This window comes from Allobosea sp. (assembly GCF_051860145.1).
Taxonomy (GTDB): domain Bacteria; phylum Pseudomonadota; class Alphaproteobacteria; order Rhizobiales; family Beijerinckiaceae; genus Allobosea.
In genome coordinates, this window is the sequence record NZ_JBHYEM010000005.1 from 117,513 (window position 1) to 132,644 (window position 15,132).

At 67.5% G+C, this 15,132-nt stretch carries 14 protein-coding genes; 10 read left to right on the plus strand and 4 right to left on the minus strand.

Annotated features, from left to right (window positions below):
- Positions 1-447: 447 nt before the first annotated feature.
- Entirely contained in the window at positions 448-2,127 is a 1,680-nt protein-coding gene (locus ACTIF2_RS10645; RefSeq protein ID WP_439497036.1) for an electron transfer flavoprotein-ubiquinone oxidoreductase, read from the minus strand.
- A 228-nt stretch (positions 2,128-2,355) separates the two neighbouring features.
- Positions 2,356-3,327 carry a Bug family tripartite tricarboxylate transporter substrate binding protein gene (locus tag ACTIF2_RS10650; protein WP_439497037.1) on the minus strand — a complete coding sequence of 324 codons (972 nt, stop codon included), beginning with the start codon at positions 3,325-3,327 and terminating at the stop codon, positions 2,356-2,358.
- A 205-nt stretch (positions 3,328-3,532) separates the two neighbouring features.
- On the opposite strand from ACTIF2_RS10650, the gene ACTIF2_RS10655 reads away from it, so the two are divergent.
- From ACTIF2_RS10655 to ypfJ, 4 genes are all read left to right on the plus strand, one after another.
- Positions 3,533-4,333, plus strand: a complete 801-nt coding sequence (locus tag ACTIF2_RS10655; protein ID WP_439497038.1) for a uracil-DNA glycosylase — start codon at positions 3,533-3,535, stop codon at positions 4,331-4,333.
- 152 nt (positions 4,334-4,485) lie between these two features.
- Complete coding sequence (locus tag ACTIF2_RS10660) at positions 4,486-5,916, plus strand: cytochrome ubiquinol oxidase subunit I (protein ID WP_439497039.1); 1,431 nt, start codon at positions 4,486-4,488, stop codon at positions 5,914-5,916.
- 12 nt (positions 5,917-5,928) lie between these two features.
- On the plus strand, positions 5,929-6,933 hold the full coding sequence (gene cydB, locus ACTIF2_RS10665; RefSeq protein WP_439497040.1) for a cytochrome d ubiquinol oxidase subunit II: 1,005 nt from the start codon (positions 5,929-5,931) through the stop codon (positions 6,931-6,933).
- A gap of 97 nt (positions 6,934-7,030) precedes the next feature.
- Positions 7,031-7,918, plus strand: coding sequence for a KPN_02809 family neutral zinc metallopeptidase (ypfJ, locus tag ACTIF2_RS10670; RefSeq protein ID WP_439497041.1), 888 nt, complete (start codon positions 7,031-7,033; stop codon positions 7,916-7,918).
- 3 nt (positions 7,919-7,921) lie between these two features.
- On the opposite strand, the gene ACTIF2_RS10675 is transcribed toward ypfJ, so the two are convergent.
- Positions 7,922-8,410 carry a glycosyltransferase family A protein gene (locus ACTIF2_RS10675; RefSeq protein WP_439497042.1) on the minus strand — a complete coding sequence of 163 codons (489 nt, stop codon included), beginning with the start codon at positions 8,408-8,410 and terminating at the stop codon, positions 7,922-7,924.
- A 127-nt stretch (positions 8,411-8,537) separates the two neighbouring features.
- On the opposite strand from ACTIF2_RS10675, the gene ACTIF2_RS10680 reads away from it, so the two are divergent.
- The 4 genes from ACTIF2_RS10680 (at position 8,538) to ACTIF2_RS10695 (ending at position 12,739) form a co-directional block, all read left to right on the plus strand.
- Entirely contained in the window at positions 8,538-9,728 is a 1,191-nt protein-coding gene (locus tag ACTIF2_RS10680) for a PA0069 family radical SAM protein (protein WP_439497043.1), read from the plus strand.
- Positions 9,729-9,800: 72 nt separating this feature from the next.
- On the plus strand, positions 9,801-10,694 hold the full coding sequence (locus ACTIF2_RS10685; RefSeq protein ID WP_439497044.1) for an alpha/beta fold hydrolase: 894 nt from the start codon (positions 9,801-9,803) through the stop codon (positions 10,692-10,694).
- A gap of 93 nt (positions 10,695-10,787) precedes the next feature.
- Positions 10,788-11,366 carry a ribonuclease HII gene (locus ACTIF2_RS10690; RefSeq protein WP_439497045.1) on the plus strand — a complete coding sequence of 193 codons (579 nt, stop codon included), beginning with the start codon at positions 10,788-10,790 and terminating at the stop codon, positions 11,364-11,366.
- A gap of 188 nt (positions 11,367-11,554) precedes the next feature.
- Positions 11,555-12,739 carry a site-specific DNA-methyltransferase gene (locus ACTIF2_RS10695; protein WP_439497282.1) on the plus strand — a complete coding sequence of 395 codons (1,185 nt, stop codon included), beginning with the start codon at positions 11,555-11,557 and terminating at the stop codon, positions 12,737-12,739.
- Here ACTIF2_RS10695 and mutY read toward each other — a convergent pair.
- Positions 12,714-13,802 carry an A/G-specific adenine glycosylase gene (gene mutY, locus ACTIF2_RS10700; protein WP_439497046.1) on the minus strand — a complete coding sequence of 363 codons (1,089 nt, stop codon included), beginning with the start codon at positions 13,800-13,802 and terminating at the stop codon, positions 12,714-12,716. The genes ACTIF2_RS10695 and mutY overlap by 26 nt on opposite strands.
- A gap of 196 nt (positions 13,803-13,998) precedes the next feature.
- Between mutY and ACTIF2_RS10705 the strand changes: the two genes are divergently transcribed.
- Both ACTIF2_RS10705 and ACTIF2_RS10710 read left to right on the plus strand, forming a co-directional pair.
- Entirely contained in the window at positions 13,999-14,565 is a 567-nt protein-coding gene (locus tag ACTIF2_RS10705; RefSeq protein ID WP_439497047.1) for a GNAT family N-acetyltransferase, read from the plus strand.
- A gap of 45 nt (positions 14,566-14,610) precedes the next feature.
- A complete protein-coding gene (locus ACTIF2_RS10710) occupies positions 14,611-15,108 on the plus strand; it encodes a DUF721 domain-containing protein (RefSeq protein ID WP_439497048.1) in 498 nt (165 codons plus the stop codon).
- Positions 15,109-15,132 lie beyond the last annotated feature (24 nt).

The window sequence follows — 15,132 nt, forward strand, 5'->3', positions numbered from 1 at the left end:
CCGCCTCTGGCGCAGGGGCTGGGTCTTCAGCGCGACCGTGACCGCTTCGCATATGCGTTCAAGATGGCCGTTTCCGGGCGTGGCGGCAAGCGGCGCGCAAGGCGGCAGATCGCCTCCGTAGCAAGGATGCAACACGCGGCGCAAACACTACCGGCAAAGCGCAAATGCGAAGACATTGTGCTACTAAACGTCAAGTTTTCGCTGTTATTGTGCGAATGTTCGCATCTGTCGCGACGATTCGTTCAGGATCATTCCAATGAAAAAGATCGTTCTATCAGTTGCCGCCATCGCTTTGCTTGCCGGCTTCGCCGCCGGTTGCGCCCAGCCCGAGAAGCCGGCCCCGTCCGTCATCCGCAAGGGCTGAGACACCTCCCATTGCCGAAGAACAGAAAGGCCGCGCCCCTTGGGCGCGGCCTTTTCCTTTGGGCGGCCGAGCTCCCCACCGCCTCACATGTTCGAATAGCCGGGACCGCCACCGCCCTCCGGAACCGTCCAGTTGATGTTCTGGGCCGGGTCCTTGATGTCGCAGGTCTTGCAGTGGACGCAGTTCTGCGCGTTGATCACGAAGCGCGGCTCGGTCCTGGCGTCGGCATCCTTGTAGACGATCTCGTAAACGCCCGCCGGACAGTAAAGCCGCGCAGGTTCACCATAAAGCGGCAGGTTCTTCTCCACCGGAATCGACGGATCCTTCAGCTTCAGATGCGACGGCTGGTCTTCCTCGTGATTGGTCGAGGACAGGAAGACGGAGGAGAGCTTGTCGAAGGAGAGCTTGCCGTCGGGCTTCGGATAGACGATCGGCTTGACCTCGGCGAGCGGCTTCAGCGTCGCGTAGTCCGGCTTGCCGTGCTTGAGCGTGCCGAAGGGCGACCAGCCGAAGAGCTGGTTCAGCCACATGTCGATGCCACCCAGCACGACGCCGCCGACCGTTCCCAGCTTCGACCAGAGCGGCTTGACGTTGCGCACCCGCTTCAGGTCGCGGCCGATCTCGGAGGAGCGCCAGCTCTCCTCGATGCCTGTGACCTCGTCATGGGCGCGCCCGGCGGCCAGAGCCGGCACGAGATGCTCGGCCGCCATCATGCCGGACAGGATGGCGTTGTGGCTGCCCTTGATGCGCGGGACGTTGACGAAGCCGGCCGAGCAGCCGATCAGCGCGCCGCCCGGGAAGGTCAGCTTCGGCACCGACTGCCAGCCACCTTCGGTGATGGCGCGCGAGCCGTATGACAGCCGCTTGCCGCCCTCGAACACGTCGCGGATCATCGGATGCGTCTTGAAGCGCTGGAACTCGTCGAAGGGCGAGAGCGTCGGGTTCTCGTAGTTGAGATGCACGACGAAGCCGACCGTGACGAGATTGTCGTCGAAATGATAGAGGAAGGAGCCGCCGCCGGTGCGGTTGTCCAGCGGCCAGCCGAAGGAGTGCTGGACCCTGCCCTTCTGGAATTTCTCCGGCTTGACCTGCCAGATCTCCTTGATGCCGATGCCGTATTTCTGCGGATCGCGGCCCTCGTCGAGGCCGAAGCGGTTGATCGCGATCTTGGAGAGCGAGCCGCGCGCGCCCTCGCCGAGCAGCGTGTAGCGGCCGCGCAGTTCCATGCCGCGCGTGAAGCGGTCGGAGACCGAGCCGTCCTTGGCGATGCCCATGTCGCCAGTGGCGACGCCGGTGACGGTGCCGTTCTCGTCGAAGAGCAGTTCGGCCGCGGCGAAACCGGGATAGATCTCGACGCCGAGCGCCTCGGCGCGGCCCGCGAGATAGCGCGCCACCAGGCCAAGCGAGCCGACGAAGTTGCCGTGATTGTCCATCAGCTTCGGCATGCCGAAATTCGGCAAGCGCACGCCGTTCGGTTCGGTCAGGTAATAGAAGACGTCCTCGCTGACCTGCGTCGTCAGAGGCCGAGCGTCGTCCTCGCGCCAGTCGGGCAGGAGCTTGTCGAGGCCGATGGGATCGATCACCGCGCCCGACAGGATATGGGCGCCGACCTCGGCTCCCTTCTCGACCACGACGACCGAGACGTTCTCGTCGAGCTGCTTGAGACGAATCGCGGCCGCAAGCCCCGCCGGTCCGGCGCCGACGATGACGACGTCATAGTCCATGCTCTCGCGCGGGGTGCTTTGCGCTTCCTCGAGATCCATCCTGTCCTCCGCACAGCCTCGCCTGGCTCGACCATAGATAGTTTACATATGAACTATTATGCTCGCCGGCTCAAGTCGAGCCGAACCCAGATTGGAAACCCTCTATCCGGGGGCACGTTCCAATTTGCAACCGTGATTGGTGGGGAGGAGCGATTGTGCCTGGATGATCAGCACTGCGCCCCAGGAGTCGATATGTCGGTGAAAGACCCCCGCGGTACGGAAACCCGATCAGGGGTCGAGCTTGATGTCCGCCGATTTCACGATCTCGCCCCAGCTGGCGAAATCCGCGCGGATATAGGCGGCAAAGGCGGCCCGATCGAGCGTTGAGATCAAGCCGCCCTGCCCTTCGAGCGTCTGTCTCACCGACGATGCCGTCAGCGCCTCCTTGAGGGCGCCATGGAGCCGGTCGAGACGCTCCTCTTGCGTCGCTTTCGGCGCGAGCAGGCCGTACCAGGTCTCGGAAACGACTGCGAAGCCGGCTTCCCGCATGGTCGGCAACGCCGGCAGGATGGCGAGCCGCCGTTCCGCCGTCACCGCGAGCGCCTTCAACGCGCCGCTCTGGATCTGCGGGAGGAAGGCCGGCGCATCGGCGAGCATGAACTGGATGCGCCCGCCGAGCAGGTCGGCCAGCGCCGGCGCCGCACCACGGTAAGGCAGATGCGTGACCTGCACGCCGGCCCGAAGCCGGAACAACTCGCCGGCGAGATGAAGCGAGGAGCCGACACCGGCCGAACCATAGATCAGGTCGCCGGGCTTGGCCCTGGCGCGCGCGACCAGCTCGGTGACGCTGTCGACCTTGAGATCCGGCGAGATCACCAGAATCTGGGGCGTGGTCATGGCAAGGCCGACCGGCACGAGATCGCGCAGCGGGTCGTATTTCAGCTTGGGCATGATATGCGGCAGAATCGTCATCGCGCCGGTGCTGATCATGCCGATGACATGGCCGTCCGGCTCAGCCGCCGCGACCGCTGCGGCACCGATCGTGCCGCCGGCGCCGGCGCGGTTGTCGATGACGATCGGCTGGCCGAGCCGCTTCTCCATCTCCTCCTTGACCACCCGAGCGGTCAGGTCCGCTGGTCCGCCGGCCGGAAACGGAACGACCATGCTGATGGTCCGGCTCGGGTAACCCGTCTGGGCAAGGGCCGGACGAGCCAGCACGGCGCTGGCCGCGAGCGCGACGAATCCACGACGATCGATCATCAGGCACTCCTCCCAGAGCTTTTGACGGCCGTTCCGGGCGAGCTGGCATGTCGCATGACAGCCCGGCCTGCCTTCGGCCTATTATTTGAAAGACTAGTTGAATGACCTATATAAAATCGCCCGCTGCCTGTCCAGCCAACCGCGCGGCAGGGTTCGCAGCGCGGCACGGTCGCGATCGGCTGCGAAGATGTGCTAGGTTGGCGTCATGATCCCCGCCGCCACCGATCCCGCCGAACTTGCCGCCTGGTATGCCGAGATGGGCGTGACCGAGGCGCTCGACGAGACGCCGCACGACCATTTCACCGAGCCGGCAGCGGCGCAGCCGGCCCCGCGACGGCTGCCGCCACGCACTGAGACGCCTGCCGCCGCGCGCGCGCTTCCGGCAGCCGTGGCGGCGCCCGACGAAGCGGCCCAGAGCGCGCGTGCGCTCGCCCAGCAAGCGACGACGCTCGATGAGCTCAAGGCGGCGCTCGCGGGCTTCGAGGGTTGCGCGCTCAAGGCGACGGCCAAGAATCTCGTCTTCGCCGACGGCAACCCGGAGGGCCGGGTGATGCTGGTGGGCGAAGCGCCGGGCGCGGACGAGGACCGGCTCGGGCTGCCCTTCGTCGGCCGATCGGGCCAATTGCTCGACCTGATGCTCGCGGCGATCGGGCTCAACCGCCAGGAACATGTCTATATCGCCAATCTCCTGCCCTGGCGGCCGCCCGGCAACCGCACGCCAACGCCGCAGGAGGTCGCGATCTGCCTGCCGTTCATCCAGCGCCAGATCGAGCTCGCCGATCCCGACATCCTGGTCTGCGTCGGAAAGCCGTCGGCCATGGGCCTTCTCGGCGTGACCGGCATCATGGCCACGCGCGGCCGCTGGATGGAGTATGACACCGGCAAGCGCCGGGTTCCGGCCATGCCCATCCTCCATCCCGCCTATCTGCTCCGGAAACCGCTCGACAAGCGCCTGACCTGGCGCGACCTGCGCGCACTCAAGGCCGCGCTCGACAAGCTGGGCTGAGCCGGCGTCCTGCGACAATGCGGACGGGCCGCTGCGACATTGCGGCTCCGGAATCGGGCGCGGGATTTGACTAACCTCGCCTCCGGCGACGAAGCTGTCCGGGCAGAGTCGTTTCAAGCCGCTCGCGCGGCGAAGCCGGCCGGGGCCTTGCGATGGAAATCGACGCTTTTCTGCTCTCCCGAATCCAGTTTGCCTTCACGATCTCCTTCCACATCGTCTTTCCCGCCTTCACGATCGGGCTTTCGGCCTATATCGCGACGCTGCTCGGGCTCTGGCTGAAGACGGGGGACGAGAAATTCCATCTTCTGGCGCGGTTCTGGACCAAGATCTTCGCGGTCTCCTTCGCCATGGGCGTGGTCTCCGGCATCGTGCTGTCCTACCAGTTCGGCACGAACTGGAGCCGCTTCTCGGTGGCGGTCGGCAATGTGCTCGGCCCGCTGATCGGCTATGAGGTGCTGAGCGCCTTCTTCCTCGAGGCGTCCTTCCTCGGCGTGCTGCTCTTCGGCTGGAAGCGGGTGCCGCCCTGGCTGCATTTCCTCTCGGCAGTGATCGTCGCCGGCGGCACCGCGCTGTCGGGCTTCTGGATCCTGTCGGCCAATAGCTGGATGCAGTACCCGACCGGGCACGAGATGCGCGACGGCATCGCCTATCCCGTCGACTGGATGAAGATCGTCTTCAGCCCGACCTTCCCCATGCGCTTCATGCACATGATGACCGCGGCCTATCTGACCACCGCCTTCGTGGTGCTGGCGACCGGCGCGCGCCACCTGGTGGCCGGCAAGAACATCGAGCCGGCCAAGACGATGGTGCGGATGGCGATCCTGATGATCGCGCTGACCGCGCCGCTGCAGGCGGTGATCGGCCACCGACATGGCGAGGACACGGCGAAGTACCAGCCGGCCAAGCTTGCCGCGATCGAGGCGCATTGGGATTCCTCGAAGCCCGGCGCGCTCGTGCTCTTCGCCTGGCCGGACGAGGTCGCCGGCGTCAACCGCTTCGAGATCGCGATCCCGGGCCTCGCCAGCCTCGTCACCCATGGCAGCATGGATGCGCTGTTCCCCGGACTGAACGATTTCGCGGTCGAGGACCGGCCACCGGTCAAGATCCCGTTCTTCGCCTTCCGGCTGATGGTCGGCATCGGCTTCCTGATGATCGGCTTCGGCTGGCTCGGCGCCTGGCTGTGGCAGCGCGGCAAGGTCTTCGAAGCACGGCGCTGGCTCTGGGTGGCGCAATACACCTGGCCCGCCGGCTTCGTCGCGATCCTGGCCGGCTGGTTCGTGACCGAGGTCGGCCGCCAGCCCTGGATCGCCACCGGCGTGCTGCGCTCCAAGGATGCGATCTCGCCGGTGACGACGACGCAGGTCGCGATCTCGCTGGCCCTGTTCTTCTGCGTCTATTCCGTCGTGTTCACCGCGGGAATCCTGCTGATGAACCGGCTGATCGACAAGGGGCCGGACGCCTCGATCACCAAGGACCCGCCGGAGCAACCCTCGAAACGCACGCTCAAGGCGACGCAGGAGCAAGCCTCCGAGATCTTCGGCGACGGGCACCCCGGCGACGACAAGATCCAGCCCGCAACCTGAGGGAGAACAGCGATGGAATCATATCTCCCCGTGATCTGGGCCGTACTGATCGGCACCGCCGTGATGCTCTATGTCGTGCTCGACGGTTTCGACCTCGGCATCGCCATCCTGTTCCCGACCACCTCGGACGAGGGCGAGCGCGACCAGATGATGAATTCGGTCGCGCCGTTCTGGGACGGCAACGAGACCTGGCTGGTGCTCGGCGGCGGCGGCCTGCTCGTGGCCTTCCCGGCCGCCTACGGGATCATCATGCCCGCCTTCTACCTGCCGGTGACGCTGCTGCTGCTGGCGCTGATCTTCCGCGGCGTCGCCTTCGAGTTCCGCTGGGTCGCCAAGCCGCATCACGGCAAATGGGATCTCGCCTTCTGGCTGGGCTCGACCGTCGCCGCATTCTCGCAAGGGCTCATCCTCGGCGGGCTGATCCAGGGCATCACGGTGAGCAACCGGGAGTTCGCCGGCGGCCCGCTCGACTGGCTGACGCCGTTCTCGGTGATGTGCGGCGTCGGCGTCGTCGTCGGCTACGCTCTGCTCGGCGCGACCTGGCTCGTCTACAAGACGGAAGGGCCGGTCGCGGAGCGGGCGCGCAAACAGGCGAAATGGCTGCTGCTCGGGCTGATGGCCTTCGCCGTCATCGTCTCGCTCTGGACGCCCTATGCGCATCCGCGCATCGCCGAGCGCTGGTTCACGCCGTCCAACCTGCTCCTGCTCTGGCCCTTCCCGGTCTTGACGGCCTTCTGCGGCTACATGGTCTGGAAGCGCCTGCACGGGCAGCACGAATTCACGCCCTTCGCTTTCACGATCGCGATCTTCCTGCTCTGCTTCCTCGGGCTGGCGATCTCGAACTACCCCTATCTGGTGCCGCCCGACCTGACGATCTGGGACGTGGCCGCGGCGCCGTCCTCGCATGTCTTCGTGCTGATCGGGGTCTGCTTCCTGCTGCCGATGATCCTGTTCTACACCGCCTTCGTCTACTGGACCTTCCGCGGCAAGGTGAAGGCCGATAGCGGCTACCATTGAGGAAACGGGAACCACCCGCGCGCCTACCGGTTGACGAACCGCTTGAGTTCCGGGCCTCTCTCGATGAGATTGCTCGGGACGAGACAGGGGCTACGCCATGCGTTGGGAAGATTATCGCCAGTCCGAGAATCTCGAAGACAGGCGCAATGGCGGCGGCGGCTTCGCCGGCCTGCCGGGCGGGCGCGGCGGGGTCGGCATCGGCACCATGGTCGTGCTCGGCCTCCTCGGCTGGGCGCTCGGCATCGACCCGCGCCTGCTGATCGGCGGCGCCGAAATGATCGGCGGCATCGGTGGGCGCGGCGCCCCGACCCAGACCAGCCGCCCCTCCTCCGGCCCGCCGCAGGACGAGATGGGCCGCTTCGTCTCGGCCGTGCTGGCGCAGAACGAGGACGTCTGGACCAAGCTCCTGCCGCAGCAGGCGAACCGTCGCTACGAGGCGCCACGGCTCGTGCTGTTCTCGCGGATCGACCGCTCGGGCTGCGGCACCGCGCAAGCGGCGATGGGGCCGTTCTATTGCCCGGAAGACAAGAAGGTCTATCTCGACCTCTCCTTCTTCCAGGAGATGCAGCGCAAGCTCGGCGGCGGCGGCGACTTCGCCTATGCCTATGTCATCGGCCACGAGATCGGCCACCATATCCAGAACCTGCTCGGCATCCTGCCCAAGGTGAACCAGCTCCGCCCCCGGCTCTCCGAGCGCGACAACAATGCGCTCTCGGTGCGCGTCGAGCTGCAGGCCGACTGCTTCGCCGGCGTCTGGGCCCATAACGTCCAGGCGATGGGCCGCATCGACCAGAGCGACCTCGAGGAAGCATTGCGTGCGGCTTCCGCCATCGGCGACGACCGGCTTCAGGAGGCCTCGCAAGGGGTCGCCGTGCCCGATTCCTTCACCCACGGCTCGTCGGCGCAGCGGACGCGCTGGTTCACCACCGGCCTGAAATCGGGCTCGATGCAGAGCTGCGACACGTTCAAGACGAACCAGCTCTGAACCTCAGGGCGCGGCGCGCTCCCGGCGGGCGCCGAGGCGGCGGGGCGGGACGTTCAGCCGCCCCGACAGGACCTGGCCCTTGGGGGCGATGAGCCCGGCCCGCAGCCGACGCGCCCCGAACGACAAGGCGGCACGCTCCCGAAGCGAGGCGGCGACGCCGCGCAACGGCATCAGCGCCGGGAGCTCCGGCGAAAGCAGCAGGTGGCGCTCAATCGCCTGCGTCCAGTTCAGTTGCGGCACGTCGCCGGCGCTCAGCAGGAGCAGCCACTCGCCCCGGGCCTGGGCCGCACCCAGATGCCAGCCTTCGGCCGCCCCGGCGTGCAGATAGGTCGCGCCCGTGACGTCGGCGAGGCGCTCGATATCGCTTCCGTTACCGGCGTCCACGACCACGGCATGGCCGAGAAAGCCGTCGGCGACCGCTGGGATCAGCACCGAGAAGGTCGCGGCGAGCGCGCTGGCCGGGCCATCGGCCCTGATGACGGCGGTGAGCATGTCCGAATGCTTATGACGCAGCGCAACATGTCGCAATCCTGTCACTTGCAATCTGTTCCCTATATGTTCACATTGACCGTCACGGAAACGCCGATTCTCCGGCTCTTTTTCAGAACGGTTCAGCGCCATGCGCCAAGCCAGACCTTCCGCCCGGCCGATCGCGGCCCAGCCGCTGAAGCGGCATGATGGCGAGCCGCTGTCGGTTTCGGCGCGCGTGGCGCCGCTGGAGCCGCTCGCCCATGCCGGCCACCGCATCGATCCGGAGCGGCGGCGCGGACGCGGCGCGACGATCAATCCGGGCGGGCGCTACGAGGCGGAGCAGCGCGTCAGCGAGGACGATGGCTGGGGCTCGCTCGGCGAGCTGCCGGCGTTCAGGACCGAGGTCGCGATCGAGAAGCCGCGCACGATCATTACGCGCAATGATTCCCCTGATATTTCCTTCGACCGCTCGATCAATCCCTATCGCGGCTGCGAGCATGGCTGCGTCTACTGTTTCGCGCGGCCGAGCCACGCCTATCTCGGCCTGTCGCCGGGGCTCGATTTCGAGAGCAAGCTGACAGCGAAGCCCGACGCCGCGCTTCTGCTCGAAAAGGAGCTTTCCGCCTCGTCCTACCAGCCGCGCACCATCGCGATCGGCACCAATACCGACGCCTATCAGCCGATCGAGAAGAAGCTGCGCATCATGCGCTCGATCCTCGAGGTGCTGGCGAGGTTCAACCATCCGGTCGGCATCGTCACCAAATCGGCACTGGTGCAGCGCGACATCGACATCCTGGCGCCGATGGCGGCGCAGGGCCTCGCCAAGGTCGCGATCTCGCTGACCACGCTCGATCCGAAACTGGCGCGTGGCATGGAGCCGCGTGCAGCCGCGCCGGGCAAGCGGCTGGAAACGATCCGCAGGCTCTCGGAAGCCGGCATCCCGGTGACGGTGCTCGTCGCGCCGATCATTCCGGCGATCAACGAGCAGGAGATCGAGCGCATCCTGGACGCTGCCAAGGCCGCTGGCGCGCGCGAGGCCGGCTATGTCCTGCTGCGCCTGCCGCTCGAGGTGAAGGACCTGGTGCAGGACTGGCTGCTGACCCATCACCCCGACAAGCTGCGCCATGTCGTCTCGCTGATCCGCTCGACGCGCGGCGGCAAGGATTACGATTCGGCCTGGGGCCAGCGCCAGGTCGGCTCCGGCCCCTATGCCTGGATGATCGGCCGGCGTTTCGAGATGGCGGCCGAACGCCTCGGCTTCAACGCGAACCGCCTGAGGCTGCGGAGCGATCTCTTCGTCAAGCCGGAGAAGGAGAAGGCGCAGCTCAGCCTGTTCTGACGCCGCCGCCTTCGCCCATGGCGGCACCGATCCGGCTGCCGCGCGTTTCCGCCGTAAGAGGCGGAGGCCGGCATGGACGATTTCACAAGCGAGACGATCGAGACGGGAGAAGCCGCGATCTTCCTGCGCAGAGGAGGTTCCGGGCCGCCGCTCCTGCTGCTCCACGGCTTTCCGCAGACGCATCTGATGTGGCGGGACATCGCGCCGCTGCTGGCGCAGGATTTCACCGTCGTCTGCGCCGATCTGCGCGGTTACGGGCGCAGCTCCTGCCCGCCCTCGGCCGCAGACCACGCGCCCTACAGCAAGCGCACGCTTGCGGCCGACATGGTCGCGGTCATGGGGCGGCTGGGCTTTCCCCGCTTCAGCGTGGCGGGACATGACCGCGGCGGCCGCGTCGCCTACCGGATGGCGCTCGATCATGCCGAGCGCATCGCGAGGCTCGCGGTGCTCGACATCGTGCCGACCATCGAGGCCTGGGACCGCGCCGACGCACGCTTCGCGCTCGGCTTCTGGCCCTGGACATTGCTCGGCCAGCCTGCGCCCCTGCCCGAGCGGCTGCTCGCGGCTGCGCCCGAGGCGATCATCGATAGCGCCCTGGACGGCTGGGGAACGCCTGCCGCGACCTTTCCGGCCTCGGTCCGGGAAGCCTATCTCGAGGTTCTTCGCGACCCGCGCCACATCCATGCGATCTGCGAGGAATACAGGGCGGCCGCCGGCATCGACCGCGACCATGACGCGGACGACCGGGAAAACGGGCGGCGCATCGCCTGCCCCGTCCTCGCCTTGTGGAGCGCGCGGGGCGCATTGGCGCAATGGTATGCAGCGGACGGCGGGCCGCTCGCGATCTGGCGTCGCTGGGCCGAGACGGCCGCCGGCGAAGGCGTGCAGGGCGGGCATTTCTTTCCAGAGGAACATCCGGAAGCCACGGCCCGGGCCTTGCGAGCATTCTTGATGGGCACGGCCTGAACTGTGGATGCGGCAAGGCGACCGGCAGACCGCGAGGCCGCGATCTGGCATAGCGGGGCTATGACCGCCGATTTCAGCCGCGAGCAGGCAGCGATGACCGCCGGGCACGCCCTTGTCGCCGGCGTCGACGAGGTCGGCCGCGGGCCTCTGGCCGGCCCTGTCGTCGCGGCCGCCGTCATCCTCGACTGGCGGACGATCCCCCACGGCCTCGCCGATTCGAAGGAACTCGCCGCGCCGCGTCGCGAGGAGCTTTTCGCGACCATCCTGGCCTCGGCGCTGGGGGTGGGCGTCGGCAGCGCCTCGGCGGCAGAGATCGACGCGATCAACATCCGGCAGGCGACCTTGCTCGCGATGCGGCGGGCGGTAGCGGCGTTGCCGCTGCGGCCCGACCTCGTGCTGGTCGACGGCAACGACCCGCCGCTGCTGGCCTGCAGTTGCGAGGCGATCATCCAGGGTGACGGCCTGGTCTGCTCGATCTCGGCCGCATCGATCGTCGCGAAAGTGACGCGCGACCGGATGATGGCCCGGCTCGCCACGCATTACCCGGCCTATGGTTTCGCCGGGCATGTCGGCTATGGGACGCCGCAGCACCGCGCCGCGATCGCGCTTCACGGCCCCTGCCCGGAGCACCGCTTCTCCTTCGCGCCGATCAAGAGCACATGGCAGCGCTGAAACATCGGCGCGGCAGCGGCAAACGTTAGCCGTTTCTTAATCGCCGCGGCAAATTCCCCTTGTTTGCCAAAGACTAGGCAAAATCTGCAGCCCCAAAACGAGACGCATTTTTTTCAACCCGGAAACCCGGCTTTTACCCTGACTCGCCAAGATCGCGACTGTTGAAGTTGCGTAACGGTTTCGGCGTCATGGGTACCTCGCGTACCGGGACCGCCAGCGCCGCCGTCCGGATCCAGGTCTCGCGTACCGGACGGCCAGCGCTGGAATCCCGGATCAAGGCCTCCGGCCTTTCTCTCGATCTTCCGCTCGATCAGGTCGTCGTCGGCGACTGCATCGCCGCGCTCGAACGCCTGCCTCCGGCCAGCGTCGACCTCGTCTTCGCGGATCCTCCCTATAATCTGCAGCTCGGCGGCGATCTGCGCCGGCCGGACGACAGCCTCGTCGACGCAGTCGACGACGACTGGGACAAGTTCGCCTCCTTCGCCGATTACGATGCCTTCACCCGCGCCTGGCTGACGGCCTGCCGCCGCGTGCTGAAGCCCGACGGCGCGATGTGGGTGATCGGCTCCTATCACAACATCTTCCGCGTCGGCGCGACGCTGCAGGATCTCGGCTTCTGGGTGCTGAACGATATCGTCTGGCGCAAGGCCAATCCGATGCCGAATTTCCGCGGCCGGCGCTTCACCAACGCGCATGAGACGCTGATCTGGGCCGCCCGCGGCGCGAGCTCGAAATACACCTTCCATTACGAGGCGCTGAAGGGCGGCAATGACGACCTGCAGATGCGCTCCGACTGGTACTTGCCGCTCTGCACCGGCGATGAGCGCCTGAAGGACGCGAGCGGCGCCAAGGTCCACCCGACGCAGAAGCCGGAAGCCCTGCTCGCCCGCGTCATGCTCTCGGCCAGCAATCCCGGCGACGTGATCCTCGACCCGTTCTTCGGCACCGGCACCACCGGCGCCGTCGCCAAGGCGCTCGGCCGGCATTTCATCGGCCTGGAGCGCGATCCGATCTATGCCGAAGCCGCCCGCAGGCGCATCGCCGCCGTGCAGCCGCTGCCGCCGGAGGCTTTCGCCACCGCGCCATCGAAGCGCAGCGAGCCGCGCGTGCCCTTCCTCAGCCTGGTCGAGGCCGGGCTGGTCAGGGCCGGCGAGAGCGTCGTCGACGACAAGCGCCGGCACAAGGCGGTGATCCGGGCCGACGGCACATTGGTGCTCGGGCCCGCCGTCGGCTCGATCCACAAGGTCGGCGCGCTGGCGCAAGGGCTGCCGGCCTGCAATGGCTGGACGTTCTGGCATGTCGAGCGATCGGGCGGGCTGACGCTGCTCGATTCGCTGCGCGGCGAGATCAGGGCGCAGATGGCGGCGGCCTGAGCGCCTCGAGCCCCGCCTCCAGAGCCTTCAGGAAGACGTTCGGAAACGCTTCCTCGCGCAATCGGGCGAAGGGCGTGAAGCGCATGCCCTCAGGTGCCTGCGCCTCGAAGGGCAGCTTGGCGACGAAAACCGTCAGCTCCAGCGGGAAATGCGTGAAGACATGGCGCACGGGGGCCGTCAGGCGGCGCCAGCGGGCCGGCAAGGGCGCATCGCGCATGCCGGTTTCCAGCAGGTATTCGGCTTGCCACTCGCTGGTCGGCACCTCGACCATACCGCCGAGCAAGCCCTTGGCCGGGCGGGTGCGCACCAGCACTGCGCCATCCTCGCGCATGGCGACGAAAGCCGCGCCGTAGCGGGTGATGCCCGCCTTCTTCGGCGTCTTGCGCGGATAGATCTCCTGCGTTCCCGCCTGCCGCGCCGCGCAGGGGGCGCGCCAGGGACAGAGCCCGCAGGCCGGCGAGCGTGGCGTGCAGATCGTGGCGCCGAGATCCATCAAGCCTTGCGCGAAATCGCCGGGACGTTCTGGCGGCAGCAACTCCAGTACGCGCTCGCGAATCAACGGCTTGGCGCCAGGCAAGGCGTCCTCGATCGCAAAGAGCCGCGTCATCACCCGTTCGACATTGCCGTCCACCGCCACCGCCGGCCGATCGAAGGCGATCGCGGCGATCGCGCCGGCCGTATAGGCGCCGATGCCGGGCAGTTCGCGCAAACCGTCCTCGGTATCGGGAAACCGGCCGGCATGCAGCGCCACCACCGCCTTGGCGCAGGCATGGAGGTTGCGGGCGCGGGAATAGTAGCCGAGCCCGGCCCAGGCCTGCATGACCTCCTCGCTCGGCGCATCGGCAAGCACCTTCACCGTGGGAAAGCGCGCCATGAAGCGCTCGAAATAGGGCTTCACGGCCGCGATCGTGGTCTGCTGCAGCATGATCTCGGAGACCCAGACGCGGTAGGGCTCCGCGCGCTCGCCCGGCAAGGCGCGCCAGGGCAGGACGCGGCGGTGACGGTCATACCAGGCTAGAAGGTCGGCCGCCCTGGCCGCCTGCAGTCGCGTTGCGAGGCTCATCGCCCCGGTTTAGAGCAGGATGCGAAAAAGTGGGAACCGGTTTTTCGCATTGATCCTGCTCTCACTTATTGGTGAGAGACGGATTCAGCTTTCAGGTGGATCGCGCAGCGATTCCACCTGAAACCATCCGGCTCTAAGGTGCCGCCCCGCGACCGCAAGCGCCGCTTGCGCCAAGCCCGAAAGAACCGGCCGGCACATGCCGCAGATCTCTGGCACGATCCCCACGCTCGAAACCAAGCGGCTCTCCCTGCAACCGCTGACGCTCGCGGACGCGCCGGCGATCCAGGCCACCTTCCCGCAATGGCAGATCGTGCGCTTCCTCGCCAGCCATGTGCCCTGGCCCTACCCGCCGGACGGGGCCGAGACCTTCCTGCGCAACGTGGCGCTGCCGGGCATGGCGCGCGGCGACGAATGGCATTGGAGCCTGCGACCGAAAGCGGACCCCGGCACGCTGATCGGCGGAATCAGCCTGATGGCGCGCGAAGGCGACAACCGCGGTTTCTGGATCGCGCCGGACTGGCAGGGCCAGGGGCTGATGAGCGAGGCCGCGGCCGCGGTCACCGAGTTCTGGTTCGAGGATCTGGGGCGGGAGGTTCTCCACATTCCCAAGGCCGTGGATAACCTCGCCTCCCGCCGCATCTCGGAACGCAGCGGCATGCGGGTGATCCGGACCGAAACGCGCAATTACGTCTCCGGCCCGCATCCTGCCGAGATCTGGGAGCTGACCGCGGCCGAATGGCGCGCCCACCGACAGGGCTCCTGAGCCGCAACGGCTTGCCGCGCCGGCGGCGCGGGCGCAAAATGGCGCATGGCCGCCAAACCCCTCGCCGACCTGATCGATGACTGCCTCGCGCCCGCGCTCGCCGCGCAGGGTTTTGCCGGGCGCGCCATCGTCTCGCTCTGGCCCGAGATCGTCGGAGAGCGGCTGGCGGCGCGTTCCCGGCCGCTCAAGATCGATTGGCCGCGCCGGCGCCCTGCCCCGGGCGAAGTCTCGGACCCGGCGACGCTGGTGGTGCGCGTCGAGGGCGCTTTCGCGCTCGACATGCAGCAGCTCGGGCCGCTGGTGCTGGAGCGGGTCAACACCCATCTCGGCTGGCGCGCCGTCGGCAAGCTCGTGCTGAAGCAGGGGCCGGTCGAGGCGCCGGCTCCGAAGCAGGCAGCCGCAGCGCCGGACCCTGCCGTCGTGCGGCGGGTCGCAGGCCAGGTCTCCCGCATCGTCGATTCCGACCTCAAGGCCGCCCTGCAGCGGCTCGGCCAGGCTGTCGCAGCGAAGGAGAACCGGCGGCGGAATGACACGGCTTCGTGAGAACGCGGCGGTTCGGCACGTACC

What these genes read in the sequence shown, in the direction of transcription:
- ACTIF2_RS10645 (WP_439497036.1), bottom strand. Translation starts at nt 2,127, where the DNA reads ATGGATCTCGAGGAAGCGCAAAGCACCCCGCGCGAGAGCATGGACTAT.
- ACTIF2_RS10650 (WP_439497037.1), bottom strand. Translation starts at nt 3,327, where the DNA reads ATGATCGATCGTCGTGGATTCGTCGCGCTCGCGGCCAGCGCCGTGCTG.
- ACTIF2_RS10655 (WP_439497038.1), top strand. Translation starts at nt 3,533, where the DNA reads ATGATCCCCGCCGCCACCGATCCCGCCGAACTTGCCGCCTGGTATGCC.
- ACTIF2_RS10660 (WP_439497039.1), top strand. Translation starts at nt 4,486, where the DNA reads ATGGAAATCGACGCTTTTCTGCTCTCCCGAATCCAGTTTGCCTTCACG.
- cydB (WP_439497040.1), top strand. Translation starts at nt 5,929, where the DNA reads ATGGAATCATATCTCCCCGTGATCTGGGCCGTACTGATCGGCACCGCC.
- ypfJ (WP_439497041.1), top strand. Translation starts at nt 7,031, where the DNA reads ATGCGTTGGGAAGATTATCGCCAGTCCGAGAATCTCGAAGACAGGCGC.
- ACTIF2_RS10675 (WP_439497042.1), bottom strand. Translation starts at nt 8,410, where the DNA reads ATGCTCACCGCCGTCATCAGGGCCGATGGCCCGGCCAGCGCGCTCGCC.
- ACTIF2_RS10680 (WP_439497043.1), top strand. Translation starts at nt 8,538, where the DNA reads ATGCGCCAAGCCAGACCTTCCGCCCGGCCGATCGCGGCCCAGCCGCTG.
- ACTIF2_RS10685 (WP_439497044.1), top strand. Translation starts at nt 9,801, where the DNA reads ATGGACGATTTCACAAGCGAGACGATCGAGACGGGAGAAGCCGCGATC.
- ACTIF2_RS10690 (WP_439497045.1), top strand. Translation starts at nt 10,788, where the DNA reads ATGACCGCCGGGCACGCCCTTGTCGCCGGCGTCGACGAGGTCGGCCGC.
- ACTIF2_RS10695 (WP_439497282.1), top strand. Translation starts at nt 11,555, where the DNA reads ATGGGTACCTCGCGTACCGGGACCGCCAGCGCCGCCGTCCGGATCCAG.
- mutY (WP_439497046.1), bottom strand. Translation starts at nt 13,802, where the DNA reads ATGAGCCTCGCAACGCGACTGCAGGCGGCCAGGGCGGCCGACCTTCTA.
- ACTIF2_RS10705 (WP_439497047.1), top strand. Translation starts at nt 13,999, where the DNA reads ATGCCGCAGATCTCTGGCACGATCCCCACGCTCGAAACCAAGCGGCTC.
- ACTIF2_RS10710 (WP_439497048.1), top strand. Translation starts at nt 14,611, where the DNA reads ATGGCCGCCAAACCCCTCGCCGACCTGATCGATGACTGCCTCGCGCCC.